This is a genomic window from Pseudomonas sp. TE3552, assembly GCF_056278945.1.
On the sequence record NZ_JBWBQJ010000001.1, the window covers coordinates 1325056 to 1341762 of the forward strand.

Consider the following 16707-nt stretch of genomic DNA (forward strand, 5'->3'; position numbering starts at 1 on the left):
GCAGATTTGATTCAAACGCCGCTCTGAACCTGCTCAACGATCAGTTGGGCCAGTACCCGTACCGGCTCGGTAAAACTTTGCCGAGCCCGATGGACGAGGCCGATATCACGATGGAAGGTGTGCTGCCCCAAGTCCAGTGCACGCACCCCGGCGGGCCAGTCCTGATGGGTCGCCGTCTGCGGCACCAGCGCTACACCGACGCCATTTTCGACCAGCTTGATAATCGCCTCCAGTTCATCCAGCTCGCACACTTCACGCAAGGTGAAATGCATCTGCCGCAAGAAACGATCGACCTGCCTGCCGCCAAACGATGACCGGTCATAGCGAATGAAGGGTTGGCTGGAAAGCAGTGCCGACCAGTCTTCTCCGGGCACATCGCGCGGAACGATCAGCCGGTAGGGCTCAAGTGCCAGGGTTGTCCAGCGCAGATCGCTTTGCAGCGAGAAGGGCGGGCGAATGATCACCGCCATGTCGATCTCGCCAGCATCCACCAGGTTGACCAACTCCATCGACAGACCCGGGATCACACGGGTTCGGCATTGCGGACATTGTTGGTGAAATCTGGCGAGCGCATCCGGCAAGAACGAGCGCTGCACGGAAGCGATGGCGCCAATGTTCACCAGCACGCTGGCCGGCAGCCCAACCGTGGTGGAACCCAGATTGTCATAAAGGCGAAGCAGCTCCTGCGCCTGCAGAAGTATCTGGTGCCCCATCCTGTTCAGGTGAGCCGAGCGGCCCTTGCGGTCGAAAATCTGGAAACCCAGCTCGGCCTCCAGGCGCTGCATCTGGGCGCTCACGGCGGCCTGCGTCAGCCCGATCCTGTTGCCGGCAGCGGCAAAGGTGCCTTCCCGTGCGACGGCGATAAGTGTTTTCAGTTCTTTGATCATTCACAAATATTAATTGTGTTTCTAAGAAATATATATTGATTTTTTTGTTTGTTCTGCAGCTCTACGATTGGCTCCGTTCTCAAAAACAAAACCGATAAAAACACCTTGATTGGAGTTCCGATGAGCCTTTCTCCTTTTCACCTGGCGATCCCTGTTTATGACCTCGCGGCGGCACGCACCTTTTACGGTGAAGTGTTCGGGCTGCAAGAGGGTCGCTCCAGCACGCAGTGGGTCGACTTTGATTTCTACGGTCACCAACTGGTTATCCATGAGCACCCAAAGACCGCTTCTCAGGAGAGCGTGCATAGCAATCCGGTAGACGGGCACGACGTCCCCGTCCCGCACTTCGGCATCATCCTGCAGTGGCAGCAGTGGGAAGCCCTGGCCGAGCGCCTGAAGTCCTTTGGTACCGAGTTTGTGATTGAACCCTACATTCGATTCAAGGGGCAGGTCGGCGAACAAGCCACGATGTTCCTGTTCGATCCGTGTGGTAACGCACTTGAGTTCAAGGCGTTCAAGGATATGAGCCAGCTCTTCGCCAAGTAATAGAAGTAATGGCACAACCTTGTTGTGCCATTCGATTTCAAGTGAGCTGGAAGCTCATGACTCTAGCAACTGCTACGTAACGCAGTCCTTTCATTCCAACAAGAAGGCTAGACATGAAACGTATCCCTTTGGTTTGGCAAATAGTTGCCGGGCTGTTGCTTGGCGTGCTCGTCGGTTGGTACTTCAATACACACCCGCAGTATCAAGGGTGGATCAGTTCTGAAATCCTCAAACCCCTTGGCGATATCTTCATCAAGATGATGAAGATGGTCGTGGTTCCCATTGTCTTCTGTTGCATGATTCTGGGGATTGCCGGCGGCGGTGATAACAAGTCTTTTGGGCGCATGGGCGTCAAGTCGCTGGGGTATTTCTTCGCGATTACCGGCCTGGCCATTGTGATGGGGCTGTGTTTCGCCAATATCTTCGAGCCCGGCACGGGCACTGATATTTCGGGCATTTCCCACAGCACCGCTTCGGTCAACATGGAGCCTTCGAAGGGCGCTCTCGTCATCCTGCAGAACATCGTCCCCGATAACGTTTTTGTCGCGATGTCGGAAGCGAAGTTGCTCTCGGTACTGTTCTTCGCCGTGTTGTTTGGCCTGGCATTGAACTCGCTCCCCAGAGAAAAAAGCGCACCGGTAGTGGCGGTGGTTCAAGGCATCTCTGATGCAATGTTCAAGGTCGTCAGTATTGTTATGGCTTATGCGCCGATCGGGGTATTCGGCATGATCGGCGCTACCGTGGCGACCTTCGGTTTTGCCTCACTGTTGCCTTTGCTCAAGTTGATCGGTGTGGTTTACCTGGCGCTGATTGTCTTTGCGCTGGTGGTGCTGGGCGGCATTTGCTACCTGATTGGCGAGAATATTTTCAAACTGATCAAGTACTTCCGTAATGAACTGATTCTGGCGTTCTCCAGCGCCGCCTCGGCGGCGGTCATGCCGCAGCTGATGAGCAAGCTGGAACACTATGGCGTGCCGCGTCGTATCGTCAGTTTCGTGGTGCCGGTGGGTTACGCATTCAACCTGGATGGCGCGTCGATCTTCCTCGGCGTGGCGACGATTTTTGTCGCGCAACTCTATGGGATCGACCTGTCGCTGTCCCAGCAAATACTGCTGGTGGTGACGATGGTGCTGACCTCCAAAGGGGCCGCCGGGGTTCCCGGCTTCGCCATCATCATCCTGTCCGCCACCTTGGCGTCTGCCGGTCTTCCATTGGAAGGGGTCGCACTGATTGCCGGCATCTTCCGGATTATCGACAGCGGTACCACCACCCTGAACGTGCTGGGCAATGCGATTGCACCCTTGGTCATCGCCAAGTGGGAAAAGGTCAGCATTGAGCCGTCAGGTGTTGCCCGGGTGGTGCAGAAAACCTAGCCATGAAGAGCCGTCGGCCAGCCTTGGGCGATGGCTCTGGTCTTTTATTCGAGGTAAAACATGACCGATAACAGCCTGAGAGCCGATCTTTTTTCTGCGTACCGAATGGGCGCATTCGATCTCCCCAACCGTATTGTCATGGCGCCAGTCACCCGTAGCCGCATGGGTGAAGACGGTGTGCCTGACGAATTGCATGCCACTTACTACGCCCAGCGGGCCAGCGCCGGACTGCTTATCAGCGAGGCCACCAATATTTCCGCCCAGGGTCGCGGCTATGCCATGACCCCTGGTATCTGGACGCCAGAGCAGGTGGCTGGCTGGAAGAAGGTGACCGATGCCGTCCATGCTGCGGGGGGGCGAATCGTTTGCCAGCTGTGGCACGTGGGACGCTTCTCCCACGTAGACCTGCAACCGGATGGCGCACTTCCGGTGGCGCCATCGGCGATCAAAGCCCAAGGCACCACCTACACCGCCAACGGCGTGGTTGAAGTGTCCATGCCCCGCGCTCTGGAGACATCGGAGATCCCGGGCATCATCGAGCAGTACAAGCACGCAGCCGAATGTGCAAAACGCGCAGGCTTCGACGGCGTTGAAGTTCACTCTGCCAACAGCTATCTGCTAGACCAGTTCTTGCGCGATTCCACCAATCAGCGCACCGACCAATACGGCGGTTCCATCGAGAACCGGACTCGGTTAACCCTCGAAGTCACCGAAGCCGTGGTCGCGATCTGGGGCAGCGACCGGGTTGGCATCCGCCTCTCGCCGGTGACGCCGGACGCGGGCAATACACCGCCCGACAGCAACGTCATGGTCACCTACGGCTATCTGATCAAGCGACTGAACGCGTTCCAACTGGCTTATCTGCATATCGTCGAAGGGGCCACCGCCACATCTCGCGATGTACCGGAAGGCATTGACCTGGACGCGCTACGGGCGTTGTTCGACGGCCCGTACATTGGCAACAACGGTTATGACCTTGATCTGGCCGTTTCGCGGCGCGCGCAAGGCAAGGTCGATGCCGTCGCATTCGGCCGACCTTTTATCGCCAACCCGGATCTGGTCGAGCGTCTGCGCTTTGGCTTCGAGTTGGTCGTTGCACCCCGTGAGGCTTACTACGGCGGTGGGGCAGAGGGTTATACCGACTGGCCCACCACCGACGCTGGAGGTGGAGTGAATGTCTGATCAACGGAAAACTCCACTCGGCAAATCCCGGGCGCTGGTCAGCCCCATCGGGCTGGGCACCGTCGGCATGGCGGGCTTCAACAACCACGTCAACTACCGCCAGTTCGAAGAAGCCATCGGTGTGGCTTTCGAAGGAGGCATCCAGCACTTCGACGCAGCGCCGTTCTATGGGCATGGCAAGGCCGAGTATTACTTGGGGCATGCGATCCGGGAGCTGGGAATTCGCCAACACGTAACGCTCAGCACCAAGGCTGGCCGGATTCTGAAGCCCGCCAATCGCTTCAGGGAAGTGAAAGGGCGATATGCAATTGATTGGGTCGAGCCGCTGCCCTTTGTGGCGGAGTACGACTACTCCTATGACGGCATCATGCGTTCGTTCGAAGACAGCCAGTTTCGCCTGGGGCAAGACTTCATCGACGTTCTGCTTTTGCATGATGTGGGCGAAGCCTGGCACGGCGATCAGGCCGCCATCTATTGGGATCAGCTCAATAAAAGCGGTGGCTACCGGGCGCTCGATGAGTTGCGCGGAGGCGGCTATATATCGGCCGTTGGCCTCGGCGTAAACGACACCGATTCGGTACTTCGCGCCTCGTCCGAGTTCGACATCGATTGTGCACTGATTGCCGGGCGCTACTCATTGCTCAATCACGCGCCGTTGGACGGTGCCTTTGACGAACTCCAAAAGCGCAATGTCTCGATCATCGCGGCAGGTGTTTTCAACTCGGGAATTCTGGCGACAGGAACGAAAGCCGGCAACCTGACGTATGACTACAACACCGTCCCCGAGGACATCCTGACGCGCGTCAGGAGCATCGAAAAAGTGTGCGATGCGTTCAATGTCGAACTCGTGTCCGCCGCGATTGAGTTCGTCAAATTGCACCCCGCCGTCAGCACGGTGTTGCTCGGTGCGCAGAACGCAGAGGCCGTCAGCACGAATCTTCAAGCGGCGTCCAGATCAGCCCCCAAGGCCTTCTGGGAAATGTTGAAAGTGCGCGGCTTGATCCCCGAAAAAGCGCCGGTTGAATGATTGCAGGCCGGCGCCTTGCAACAGCGCATGAGTGCGAAAAAAAACAATCCCGTGTCAGTTACTTATCAGGAGTCATGCAATGAGCAATCTTACTTACGTTCAGGAATACAACGCGATTGTCGAGGTGCTTAACCAGTACAACGAAGGTGGCGCGAAGGCCGATAGCGCACTGATGAAGCCCGCCTTCAACGAGCAGGCCACCATGTTTGGTGTCGATGGCGACAAGCTCGTCGGAGGCGCGATCCAGAATCTCTATGACGTCATCGACACCGCGTTCCGTCCGTCCCCGGAAGCCAAAGCCGCCATCGTGCGCATCGACATCGTCGGCACGGCTGCCAGTGCGCGGGTCGATACCGACAACGTTTCCGGATTCCGCTTCACCGACTTCTTCAACCTGCTGAAGGTAGAGGGCAAGTGGACCATCGTCAGCAAGATCTACCACACCCATCCGAACGCCTGATCCCTCGTCTTCACCGAAAGGAGAGCACCATGTCAAAGAACATCAAGGCAGTACCGACCGCCGAGTACAACGCCGTCATTGCCGTCGCCAATCAGTACGTTGAAGGACTGCGGGAGGGCAGTACGGAAGGTGTCGCGAAGGCATTCCACCAAGACGCGGTGATGTATGGCTTCACTAATGGCCAACTGCTCGGCGGCCCGATCAAAAACCTGTTTGATTTCGTTCAGAAAAACGGCAGTGCCCCCGACATCACGACCCGTCTCGACGTACTGGCGATCACGCCGACGACCGCTGTTGTGCGTGTTGATATGGAGAAGGATGCGATCGGTGCCGACTACAACGATTACCTGACCCTGATCAAAATCGATGGTGCCTGGAAGGTCATCGCCAAGGTCTATCACCAGTTCGAAGGTTGAGCGTCCACCGGTCCCGGTTGAGGCAGTGCCGGGACCGGAGTTCGTCCATCACCAAGGGGAGAAGCGACCGTGAGTGACGTTTTTATCATCGGCGCGGGCGGACTCGACCAGCGGTATTCGCAATGAAGTTGGTTTTGGTTGGCTCCACGGGGCTTGTAGGGCGAGAGGTGCTGAAACTGGCGCTCGCCGATCCACGTATCAGTCGTGTGGTAGCTCCGGTTCGCCGGGCACTTGTCGCTCATCCCAAGCTGCAGGCGCCTCTGGTCGATTTCGACATTTTGCCCGAAACGGTTGACTGGTGGCAGGCCGATGCCGTGATCTGCACCTTGGGCACAACGATGCGCAGTGCCGGTTCGAGAGACGCCTTTCGACGCGTCGATCTCGAGTACCCGATGCATGTGGCGCGCTTGGCCAGGCGGCATGGCACCTCAGCATATGTACTCAATTCGGCCATCGGGGCGAATCCGACTTCGCGTTTCTTCTACAACCGAGTGAAGGGCGAACTGGAGAAGCATCTGGCCGGGCTTGGCTTTCACTCGCTCACCTATGTAAGGCCCGGCGTCATCGGTGGGCAGCGAGACGAGTTGCGATTGGGTGAGTGTGCGCTGGTTTCCGCACTTGGCCTGGCCGGACGGCTGTTGCCCGCTCGCTGGTGACTTAACCCCGCGTCGCGGATTGCCCGAGTGTTACTCGAGTCCGCCCTTGAGCGCGCGCCGGGCATTCATGTCATCTCCTCCGAACGCTGCATTTGAGTACAGGTTCGGTGGGGGTTTTTAAGCAGGTTTTTTCTAGGAGGAACACAAATGCCGATGGTTGAATTTTCCGCTGTTCTGGACAGTGACGCAGCGCACGCGTGGAGCGTGTTGAAGAAGTTTGGCGAGATTCAAAGGTGGCATCCGGCGATTGTCGAAAGCGGCATTGAGGACAACCAGCCTGATGGCATGGTGGGGTGCATTCGCAAACTCGTATTGGCCGATGGCGCGGTCGTCAGGGAGCGTTTGTTGTCAGTCGATGACCGCAATCTGACATTCTCATACCGCTTCGAAGAGGCGCCATTACCCTTGGATAATTACGTGGCCACCGTGAAACTGGCGCCCCTGACAGGCCAGTCCAAGGCGTTTATCAGTTGGTCCGCCAGCTTTGAGCTGCGCGAGCCGAGTAGGGCAGAACAGTACCAGGAAGTTATTCGGGAGTTGATCGTCGAGGGGCATCACAGCCTCCAGTCATTTCTGGGGCAGCGCTGAGCTGAACCAGACAGTGAAGAGCCTTTATTCCTGCACCTAGCGCATTACAATCTCACTGAATTTGACGGTAAGCGTCTCATCATTCCCATCCCGAAACGCCAGTTTGATCGCTGGTGTTTTGCTGAGCTTGCTGTTGCTCTGTTGGAAGATCAACGTAACGCGGGTCGGTACATTGCGAATCAGCTGAAAGCGTAGCCGGGCGCTGTCCTCGACCTGGCCCACCCGGATCGACTCGAACTCGAGCGGACCGCCGGACTCGTCAAACAGCCGGGTGCCGTCATCGAAGCGAAAGCTGCGGTCCACGTTCAGGTTGGTCAGTTCAAACGTACAGGTGGGCAAACGGCCGATATTTTCGCAGCCCTCCAATTCGATGCGTACGTTATCCAGCACTTCCATGCGCTTGCCGAGCAGGTTGTTGCCTTCGTTTTCGACGATCTTGGCTTGCAGTTTGGCGAATTCGAAAGAGGGCTTGGCGTATTCGGTGCCGAGGATAAAAAAGCCGAAAGACAAGCCAGCGACCATGAAAAACTGCAGCGTGCCGCGCAGCATCGGTGTGAAGTTACGAATCTGCCAGCCGATTGAAACGGTTCCCAGAAACAGAAAGGTACTCACCAGCAATACCACGTTTTTCCAGCTGATGAAGCTGAAGCCGAACACGCTGGGGTCCGGCACCGCATAAGTGATTAACGCCCACATGGCGCCCAGCACGATACTGAGCCCTGCCATGCCGCGGGTGATCAATGAAGTGAATTTCTGAGTGCGGGTAAGCGGTATTGCTGAATCTTGCTGGGATATCACGGTGCTGATTCCTTGTTCCGTAGCCGATCGTCCATCCTTGAAGGTGACTGTCAGGCTGTAGAATAGAAAACCTTGAAATATCAAGGTCAGGGGCCTGATTGTGGCGGGATGCCATTATCCAGTAATGGCGCTGTGGGTAAAGACGCGCGGTACGGCTGCACTGGAATAACCAACGATTATTTGCTTAAGTCCAGCTATCGCAGCCACGTCGGTGCGGTACTTCAATTCCTGAAGGGCGCTTCAACCGGAGAATCCCATGACCCCTCGATTCTCGCGTTTCGCCGCATTGCTCGCCATCCTCCTGGCCGGCACCTTGCCCTGCGCCCACGCCGTCGAATACACCCAGGTGAACACCACCGCCAGCAAGATCTCGTTTACCTATAACCAGTTCGGTTCGCGGGCGTACGGCACCTTCGGTAAGTTCGACGCCACGGTCGATTTCGATACGGCCAACCCCTCCGCGGCCCACGCCAAGCTGACCATCGACCTTGCCAGCATCGACGCAGGGGGCAGCGACGCCAACAGCGAGCTGCAAAAGCCTGCCTGGTTCAACACGGCGGACTATCCGGTGGCGACCTTTGAATCGACCGGGGTGAAAGCGCTGGGCAATCACCGCTACCTGATCACCGGTAACCTCACGCTCAGGGGCATGACGCGTGAGTTGCAGGTGAAGGTGCTGCTGAAGCCGGAGAAGGCCATCGGCATCTTCGATGGCGACATCATTCTTAAACGCAGGGACTTCAAGATCGGCGAAGGGGAGTGGGGCGACACGGTTGTCTCCAACGACATCAATATCCGCTTCCGCATTGTCGCGCCCGAGCGTTGATTTTCCTGCGAGGGCTCGATCTGTGACAATAGCGGGCTTAACCCGGAGTCTAAAACGCAATGCCCCAGCTCACCCACTCTGCCACCCCGTGCCCAGAGCCCATCAACAGCCAGATTCTGCAGATGGTCGTCGATAATCTGACTGACATCAGCATGGTGGGCATCGCGCCGAGCAACCCGTTGTACAACGTGTATCAATACGCGGTGGGCTACGAGGTTCATCTCTACCTGGAAGCACTCGACGGCACCAAAGGGATTGCGGTCGAACTCATCGTCGCAACGGACGACGAAGACCCTGAGCAGGTCATCGGCTTTCTGCTGTACCTGCCAGTCAAGGATGACCCCGAGGCGTGCGGCGTGGCGTATATGGCGGTGCAGGCCAGCCATCGGCGGCGGGGCGTTGCGCGGGCGATGCTGCAAGACATGCTCGGTCGCTACCCGCATGCCGAACTGACCTGCACGGTCGCCAAGGTGCCCTGGTTCGAGTCGATGGGCTTCCAGGTGCTGGGCGTGCGCGGCACTCATGTGCTGATGAACACCCGTGATCACGGCAGCGAAGGCTTGATGGGCTTGCTGGATGTCACTTCGATCTACAGTTCTTTGGAGGTGCGGCAGATACATACGTATCTGCTGCAGAAACACGGCAAGCGGGCGATGATCGATGCAGAAAAGCAACGCGACCGGCATCTCGACCAAAAGAATGACGCGCAACGCCAAGGCGTTTGTGCTGGATCGTTTGAGCCAAGACGCCGGGCGCGGGTCTCGTCCCGACTAGACTGTTGAGTCCTTTCGGGCGCGCAGGCTGGCCGAGGCGTGATATTCTGTCGCATTAATTTGGTTTGACTATTCAGTTCGTACGTCTACAGACGTGCCGACAGAATCAATGTCGCTCCAGTAGCTGAGCCAATAATGATAAAAATCAGTGCACGAGTGACATATAACTGAGGTCGATGGAATCACGTCGGCCTTGTGTGCCCACCTTCAAATTCTTGTAAGTGCAGGAACCCACGGCACGCTGCCTGCGTACCCGTACACCTGGGTTGCTCATGATCGAGGATTGGAGGCGGATGGCGTTTATCATAGGTGCTACAGATGTTTAAGAAACTGAACACAGCCCTGCTGGGGCTGGCTTTGTCGATGGGGATCACGTCCGCTTACGCGGAAGAGGCAAAGAAAGTCGATGTGCTGCTCATTGGCGGCGGCATCATGAGTGCAACGCTGGGCGTCTGGCTTAATGAGCTGGAACCCGATCTGTCGATGGAAATGGTCGAGCGCCTCGACGGCGTCGCCCTGGAAAGCTCCAACGGCTGGAACAACGCCGGTACCGGTCACTCCGCCCTGGCCGAGTTGAACTACACCCCGGAAGACGAGAACGGCAAAGTTCAGATCGCGAAAGCCGTTGAAATCAACGAAGCCTTCCAGATCTCCCGTCAGTTCTGGGCCTGGCAAGTTCAGCAAGGCGTGCTGAAGAACCCGCGTTCGTTCATCAACTCCACACCGCACATGAGCTTTGTGTGGGGCGATGACAACATCAAGTTCCTGAAGAAGCGCTACGAAGCCCTGCAAGCGAGCCCGCTGTTCGCCGGCATGCAGTACTCCGAAGATCCGGCTGTGATCAAAAAGTGGGTTCCGCTGATGATGGAAGGGCGTGACCCGAACCAGAAAGTCGCGGCCACCTGGAGCCCGATCGGTACCGACATGAACTTTGGCGAGATCACCCGCCAGTTCGTCGCGCACCTGCAAACCACACCGAAGTTCGACTTGAAACTGTCTAGCGAAGTGCAAGACATCACCAAGAACGCAGACGGCAGCTGGCGCGTCAGCTACAAAAACCTGAAAGACGGCACCAAAACCGAAACCGACGCCAAGTTCGTCTTCATCGGCGCGGGCGGCGGTGCACTGCACCTGCTGCAGAAGTCCGGCATTCCTGAAGCCCAGGAATACGCAGGCTTCCCGGTCGGCGGCTCGTTCCTGGTGACCGAAAACCCGACCATCACCGAACAACACCTGGCCAAGGCCTACGGCAAAGCCTCCGTTGGCGCACCGCCAATGTCGGTTCCGCACCTGGACACCCGTGTTCTGGACGGCAAGCGCGTCATCCTGTTTGGCCCATTCGCGACCTTCAGCACCAAGTTCCTCAAAGAAGGCTCGTACCTGGACCTGCTGACCACCACGACCACGCACAACGTGTGGCCAATGACCAAGGTCGGCATCAAGGAATACCCGCTGGTCGAGTACCTCGCAGGCCAACTGATGCTGTCTGACGAAGACCGCCTCAATGCCCTGAAAGAATACTTCCCGAACGCCAAAGCCGAAGACTGGCGCCTGTGGCAAGCCGGCCAACGTGTGCAAATCATCAAGCGTGATGAAGCTGCTGGTGGCGTGCTGAAACTGGGCACCGAAATCGTTGCTTCGGCTGACGGCAGCATCGCCGGCCTGCTGGGCGCATCGCCAGGCGCATCGACTGCCGCACCGATCATGCTGACCGTGCTGCAGAAAGTGTTCAAGGACAAGGTTGCAACGCCAGCCTGGCAGGAAAAGCTGCACCAGATCGTGCCTAGCTACGGCACTCAACTGAACAGCAGCCCTGAGAAAGTGGCGCAAGAGTGGGCTTACACCGCCAAGGTGCTGGAGCTGACTCCGCCGCCGGTGATTGGTCAGGTGGCGGCTCCGGCTGCTGCTCCGGCCGCTCCGGCCAAGGCGCCGAAGGCTAATGCTGCGACGGATATGGCTTTGTAAGTAGAAGCGTAATCGGAAAGCCCACTGGATCGGTGACGGTCAGTGGGCTTTTTTGTGGGGATTGTTTTTTTGCAAGGGTAGATTCAGCTCGGCTCACATGACTGCTTTCGGCCGAGGCTGTGTAAAAACGTTTTTGAGCGCGACAGGTACTCAAAACCGGACTGAAAATCGCGCTACTACTACGCGAAATCCATATCTGCTGACGTGCCGATAAATTTCAGATTTAACGTAGATGCGCATACTTCAATTTTGGCGACGCGTTTTTACACACTCTGGACCCATTGCAGACGTTCGCGACAGGCTGCTGCTGGCCGATAGCCTGAATCAGGCGTCGCCTAGCAGCATGATATGAGTAGCATGGACATCCACTGTTCGCATGAAACCGCAGTGCAGGTAAAACGCGTTTCCTTCGGACGTATCGGTGGAAAGACGCACGTTCTGAAAGCGAAGAGTGGCATGTGCGACCAGCGCTTTTACTAGCGTTTGACCCACGTGTTGCCCTCTTGAAGAAGCTGCGACGTAAACCCGTCGCAGCCTTGCCGTATTAGTCTCGCCATATGGATCAACTGAAAGGCCTCCGATGCCTATCAGTTGCTGGTTGAAATACGCCGCCATAAGACATTCTCCGGGTGCATCGAAGCGATTCGCTCCGGAGTGCCATTCGGCAATCAGCCGAGTGAGAAACCTGAAACCCTCTCCAACTGCCTCTTTTTCCAAGGCTAGAATCTGTGGCGGCAGGTGCGTGATGAATCTCGACTTGTTTCATACATCGTCCTTGATTCTGTGTGAAACCGTTTTGGCTGGCCGAGGATCTTCGCGTGCACTCTATGTAGAGATGCAAGTGGCAGTTATCGACCAGATACGGGCCATTCGTGAGTGGCCGCTTTTGCCGGGGAACGGATGACCAAGCCAGAAGCGACATCAATCTGACCGGCCAAGACGCCCCGCTCCACCGAGCGGGGGCGTCTGCCCTGTTAATCCTTTGTCAGCTTTCCGGATTGCGTGCCATGACGATCCACGCCGCGCCATCGATCATCACCGACCGCTCGCCGGGGAGGCCCGCGAAGGCGGCGCGAACCGCGGCCGAGGCGTGGGCGCGGATGTCGTCGGGCTGATTAGCGAGCATAAGTGACAGCGGGCCGCCCTCGAACGCCATCTTCACCGCGTCATCGATCGCCGCGTCTCGCGTCCCGCCCTCACCGAACGGGATACAAGCATCGAAGGGCGCGATAGCGATATCGGTGAAGCCGGCCGCTGTCAGGATGCGCGTCACCCGTCCCCGGTCGCCGAACGAGAACGGGCCGGGCGCTTCGGGATCGGGCGGTGCGGTCGGCGGGACGATGCCCTTGATCGCGCCCATCGGCAGGCGCACCCAATCGTTCTCGGCCACGCTGCGCCAGCAGACGAAAGCGACCCGCCCGCCCGGCCGGAGCGCGCGTCGCATATGGGCGAACGCCCCTGTCGGATCGTCGAAGAACATCACTCCGAAACGCGAGAACAGGATGTCGAACGCGCCCTCGGGCAGCTCGGCGCTGCTGGCGTCGGCTACCCGGAACTGGGCCGGCGTATCCTGTGGCGCAAGCGCGCACGCTCGGCCGATCAGCGGTTCGGATATGTCCACGCCCAGCACATGGCCGCCTGCGCCGACGCGGGCGGCCAGAGCCAGACTCGACGCGCCTGCGCCGCAGCCGACGTCCAGCACGCGCTCACCCGTCGCGGGCGCGGCGGCTTCTATCGCGGCCTGGCCGAACACCGCAAACATGGCGTCGAGCCGGGCCTGGTTGGCGACCCAGTACTCTCCGCTTTGGCCATTCCAGTCGGCGACCTGATAGGCATTTTGCTCTGTCATGACATCTCCTCGTTTTGATTCGTTCTTAACTAGGCCGTGCAAAAGCCGGGAACGGCGACCTTCTGGAACAGGTGCGGGCTGCCTACGACGGATGACGGATAGGCCGAAAGCTTCGCGACGAACTCGGGACGGGTGAGGGCGGCGCGGACCGTCTCGGTGGATTCCCACACCACATAGTTCAGGTAGGTCGGGCTATCGCCGATCGCTCGGTGCAGTTGGGTGGAGATGAAGCCCGGCTGCTTCGTCAGGATTTCGGCAGCCGCCTTGAAAGCGTCCAGGAAGCCCGCTTCGTCGGCGTAATCGAGCGTGAAGAGGTTGATTAGCACGACTGGCGCGGCCGCGATGCCGAGTTGGCGCTCAAGCGGGAATTTATCGTCTAGCGGTTGGAATTTACGGTCTTGCGGCTGTAGGTCGGCCATGGTGAATGCTCCCGTCTACTGCGAAATTGAAACTGGCGTGATCGATGCTGCTTCGAAGCAACCTTCAGAAGCCAGCGACAACCGAAGAAGGGAATCTGTGCTCTCAAACCAGCATCGACTGCTGGGCGGAGATACCCGCCATCGCGCCTTGCCATGATGCCGTGGTGACCGACGGCATGAGGGGATTGGCGAGGTCGCCGGCGGCGTAGACGCCGGGCATGCTGGTTTCGCGGCGCTCGTCGACCTTGAGGGCGATGCCCTGGGGCGTATCGACCGTGGCGAGGCCCAGCGATTCATGCAGGCGTGCGGACGGCTTGTTGCGCGGATGCGCGAACAGGATGTCGACCGCGACAGGGGGGCCGGCGTCGAGCCTGACGGTGGCGTTATGGCTCTCGTCATGGTCGATTTCGGTGATCCGGCCATCGACGACAGGGATGCCGCGGCGCGCCAGATCGGCCCGGATGTCGGGTGGAATGTCGTGACCATTGGCGAAGACCGTCAATGTGTCGGTCCAGTCGTGGTACAGCCTGACGTAGTTGTGCGACGGCGGGCCGGACCAGACGAGGCCCCAATGCCGGCCGGCAACTTCAAAGCCGTCGCAATAGGGGCAGGGCACGATAGAGGTGCCCCAGCCTTCGGCAAAGCCGGGAACTTCAGGCAAATGGTCGGCGACGCCATAGCTCAGGATCAGGCGGCGCGCCCTGAGGCTTTCGCCATCGCCAGTGAGGACGGAGAAATCGTCGATGGCGCCGGAGATGCTCTCGGCCCGGGCAGTGACCAGCCTGACCGTGGGATAGCGCGCCAGCTGCTGCCGCGCCTCGGCCAGGATCTCCAGCGGTGGCTTGTGGTCGTGGCCGAGCAGGCCATGCGAGTGGTCGGCGAAGCGATTGCGCGGCAGGCCGGTATCGAGAACGGTGACCTTTCGGCGGGCACGGCCGAGCTGCAGGGCGGCGGCAAGACCGGCAAAGCTGCCGCCAATGATGATGACGTCATTCATGGTGATGGGCTCCGTGTCGTGGATGAAGGGAGATTGGCTTGCACTTTTAAGATACTTTGAAGTACCCTAATTCAGGAATTAGAATACTGTCAAGTACTGGAATTTTTATGACCGAAAACAGCCAGGGCCGGCGCGGCCGGCCCGCCAACGAGGCGCTTGGCCAAACGATAGTCGACGCCGCGTGCGAACTTTTTGTGGAATTGGGTTTTCAAGCGACGACAATGGACAAGGTCGCCCAGCGGGCGAAGATATCCAAGCTAAGCATCTATCGGCACTTCGAAAACAAGGAGGCGCTGTTCAGCGCGGCCATCGCGGCCCACTGCCATCAGTTTGCACCACAGGCCCTTTTTGAAGGCGTCGACGGTTCGGCCGAAGATCAGCTCATGGCGGTGGGATCAACCCTGCTTCGCACGCTGTTGAGCCCGGACGTCCGCAGTGTCGAAGCCATGATCATGGCCGACAAGACGAATCAAAAGTCGTTAAGCAAGCGCCAATACGAAGCCGGCCCCGCCTATGTCATCACCCAAATCGAGGCCCTGTTGCGTCAGTTGCACGCGAAGGCGGTTCTGAACGTGCCCGATCCTCTGGGGTCCGCCCGCTTGTTTGCCGCGCTTTTCAAAGGGTCCGATCTCCTGATTATCGCGCGCTTCGATGAGGCGAGAGCAGAGGACGACAACGAAATCGAATCCTATTGCCGGTCGGCCGTCGCCATGTTCATCGCCGCGCACGGTGGCAACGACCACGCGGGCGGATAAGCATTTGATTGCTCCGGGCAGCTTGGCCGGGGCCGTCGTCCAGGCGCTCCGTCATATTGGGCCGGCGCACGCCAATATGGCGACAGTATCGAAACGCTGCTTTGGTGGATCACCTTCAGCATCTCACGAACTAGCAACTCGTGACTGGGGTCGAGTGGCCGATTTCTGCCTGTCACGAGGGGCTGCAATCGACCGATTCTGTTGAAAAAGTCGGTTTTGGGAAAACCGACTTTTTCAACAGAATCGGCCAAAAGTGGACGGTGGACACGGTGATGGCAAATGAGTAGTGTACGGATGCTGCTTTCGACTCTAGAGGGCAGCAGGACTTGCCGTCATCCATGTCGCGTTTCTCCCTGAGCAATGTCGTATTTACCGCGACCACCTCTAAGCTAGACAAGGACTTACAGGACGACAAGGAACGTTATACGACACGCCATCGCGACAAGAAACGCGACATGGCATGTCACCTAATAGTAGTTATACGCTTGCAAGGAATCGCAATGATCACCGTCTATGGAATTGACTACAATTTAAATGCCAAAAAAGCACAGATGTCCGATGTGCTACATAATTGCATGACTACTGTTCTTGGGTTACCCGAAGACAAGCGTGCTCACCGTTTCGTCCCGCTAGATAAAACTAATTTTTATTACCCCGGCGGTAGATCTGAAAAATACACAGTAATCGAAATAAGCATGATTTCTGGGCGAACGGAAGAAACAAAAAAGAAGCTCATAAAGCAAATATTTACAGCCTTTGAGCGAAACTTGGCTATAAATCCGGTTGACGTTGAAATCACAATATTTGAGCAGCCAAGTCATTGCTGGGGATTCCGAGGAATCACAGGCGATGAGGCAACCTTGAGTTACAGGGTAAACGTATAATAAGCGGTTCAAGCCGTTCGCTTCGCTCTCTGGGACCGCGTACCACGGCTCCTTAACCTAAACGTTAGGCAGTCATGAATATTGTAAGCGTCCGGCAACACGCCTTCTTGAGGCCATCGCTTAATGATCAATTGCACTGACTTGACCACCCGTTCGCATTTAACTAACCCAGCGTTTGCATCGGACTTCAACGCTCAGTAAACAGTCCGGCAGAGGACGACCCATTGCAGACGTTCGCTAACGACTGCAAATGGCCGATTCTGTTGAAAAAGTCCATCCGGCAAAGACACCTGTGCAGGGTATGCG

Annotated in this window: 18 protein-coding genes and 1 pseudogene; 13 read left to right on the plus strand and 6 right to left on the minus strand. The window is 57.7% G+C overall.

The annotated features are described in order from the left end of the window. Positions 1-11 precede the first annotated feature (11 nt). On the minus strand, positions 12-887 hold the full coding sequence (locus ACZ9BB_RS05800; RefSeq protein ID WP_476212919.1) for a LysR family transcriptional regulator: 876 nt from the start codon (positions 885-887) through the stop codon (positions 12-14). 120 nt (positions 888-1007) lie between these two features. On the opposite strand from ACZ9BB_RS05800, the gene ACZ9BB_RS05805 reads away from it, so the two are divergent. From ACZ9BB_RS05805 to ACZ9BB_RS05840, 8 genes are all read left to right on the plus strand, one after another. After that, on the plus strand, positions 1008-1433 hold the full coding sequence (locus tag ACZ9BB_RS05805; RefSeq protein ID WP_476212920.1) for a VOC family protein: 426 nt from the start codon (positions 1008-1010) through the stop codon (positions 1431-1433). 113 nt (positions 1434-1546) lie between these two features. Beyond that, positions 1547-2806 (plus strand): cation:dicarboxylate symporter family transporter, encoded by a 1260-nt coding sequence (locus ACZ9BB_RS05810; protein WP_476212921.1) that lies wholly within the window; start codon positions 1547-1549, stop codon positions 2804-2806. Between the two features lie 60 nt (positions 2807-2866). Next, positions 2867-3988, plus strand: a complete 1122-nt coding sequence (locus ACZ9BB_RS05815; protein ID WP_476212922.1) for an alkene reductase — start codon at positions 2867-2869, stop codon at positions 3986-3988. Then, positions 3981-5015 (plus strand): aldo/keto reductase, encoded by a 1035-nt coding sequence (locus ACZ9BB_RS05820; RefSeq protein ID WP_476212923.1) that lies wholly within the window; start codon positions 3981-3983, stop codon positions 5013-5015. The genes ACZ9BB_RS05815 and ACZ9BB_RS05820 overlap by 8 nt, the downstream gene beginning before the upstream one ends. A gap of 79 nt (positions 5016-5094) precedes the next feature. Continuing rightward, entirely contained in the window at positions 5095-5475 is a 381-nt protein-coding gene (locus tag ACZ9BB_RS05825; protein ID WP_476212924.1) for a nuclear transport factor 2 family protein, read from the plus strand. Positions 5476-5504: 29 nt separating this feature from the next. Further along, complete coding sequence (locus tag ACZ9BB_RS05830; RefSeq protein ID WP_476212925.1) at positions 5505-5891, plus strand: nuclear transport factor 2 family protein; 387 nt, start codon at positions 5505-5507, stop codon at positions 5889-5891. Positions 5892-6013: 122 nt separating this feature from the next. After that, positions 6014-6547, plus strand: coding sequence for a Rossmann-fold NAD(P)-binding domain-containing protein (locus tag ACZ9BB_RS05835; RefSeq protein WP_476212926.1), 534 nt, complete (start codon positions 6014-6016; stop codon positions 6545-6547). 147 nt (positions 6548-6694) lie between these two features. Beyond that, positions 6695-7135: an SRPBCC family protein gene (locus tag ACZ9BB_RS05840; protein ID WP_476212927.1), complete on the plus strand. Its 441-nt coding sequence runs from the start codon at positions 6695-6697 to the stop codon at positions 7133-7135. A 36-nt stretch (positions 7136-7171) separates the two neighbouring features. Here ACZ9BB_RS05840 and ACZ9BB_RS05845 read toward each other — a convergent pair whose 3' ends face one another. Beyond that, positions 7172-7861, minus strand: coding sequence for a hypothetical protein (locus tag ACZ9BB_RS05845; protein WP_476212928.1), 690 nt, complete (start codon positions 7859-7861; stop codon positions 7172-7174). Between the two features lie 328 nt (positions 7862-8189). Here ACZ9BB_RS05845 and ACZ9BB_RS05850 point away from each other — a divergent pair, with 328 nt between their 5' ends. From ACZ9BB_RS05850 to mqo, 3 genes and pseudogenes are all read left to right on the plus strand, one after another. Then, complete coding sequence (locus ACZ9BB_RS05850; protein WP_476212929.1) at positions 8190-8759, plus strand: YceI family protein; 570 nt, start codon at positions 8190-8192, stop codon at positions 8757-8759. A 59-nt stretch (positions 8760-8818) separates the two neighbouring features. Next, positions 8819-9533 (plus strand): annotated as a pseudogene (locus ACZ9BB_RS05855) (GNAT family N-acetyltransferase). Positions 9534-9850: 317 nt separating this feature from the next. Beyond that, positions 9851-11497, plus strand: coding sequence for a malate dehydrogenase (quinone) (gene mqo, locus ACZ9BB_RS05860; RefSeq protein ID WP_476212930.1), 1647 nt, complete (start codon positions 9851-9853; stop codon positions 11495-11497). Between the two features lie 324 nt (positions 11498-11821). On the opposite strand, the gene ACZ9BB_RS05865 is transcribed toward mqo, so the two are convergent. The 4 genes from ACZ9BB_RS05865 to ACZ9BB_RS05880 all read right to left on the minus strand — a co-directional run bounded on the left by ACZ9BB_RS05865 (position 11822) and on the right by ACZ9BB_RS05880 (position 14762). Next, positions 11822-12244: a GNAT family N-acetyltransferase gene (locus ACZ9BB_RS05865; protein ID WP_476218207.1), complete on the minus strand. Its 423-nt coding sequence runs from the start codon at positions 12242-12244 to the stop codon at positions 11822-11824. Between the two features lie 238 nt (positions 12245-12482). After that, on the minus strand, positions 12483-13346 hold the full coding sequence (locus ACZ9BB_RS05870) for a class I SAM-dependent methyltransferase (RefSeq protein WP_476212931.1): 864 nt from the start codon (positions 13344-13346) through the stop codon (positions 12483-12485). A 29-nt stretch (positions 13347-13375) separates the two neighbouring features. Beyond that, positions 13376-13765, minus strand: a complete 390-nt coding sequence (locus tag ACZ9BB_RS05875) for an antibiotic biosynthesis monooxygenase family protein (protein WP_476212932.1) — start codon at positions 13763-13765, stop codon at positions 13376-13378. Between the two features lie 103 nt (positions 13766-13868). Then, a complete protein-coding gene (locus tag ACZ9BB_RS05880) occupies positions 13869-14762 on the minus strand; it encodes an NAD(P)/FAD-dependent oxidoreductase (RefSeq protein WP_476212933.1) in 894 nt (297 codons plus the stop codon). A gap of 107 nt (positions 14763-14869) precedes the next feature. Here ACZ9BB_RS05880 and ACZ9BB_RS05885 point away from each other — a divergent pair, with 107 nt between their 5' ends. Beyond that, on the plus strand, positions 14870-15517 hold the full coding sequence (locus ACZ9BB_RS05885; protein ID WP_476212934.1) for a TetR/AcrR family transcriptional regulator: 648 nt from the start codon (positions 14870-14872) through the stop codon (positions 15515-15517). Positions 15518-16017: 500 nt separating this feature from the next. Beyond that, complete coding sequence (locus ACZ9BB_RS05890) at positions 16018-16401, plus strand: tautomerase family protein (protein WP_138867792.1); 384 nt, start codon at positions 16018-16020, stop codon at positions 16399-16401. Positions 16402-16707 lie beyond the last annotated feature (306 nt).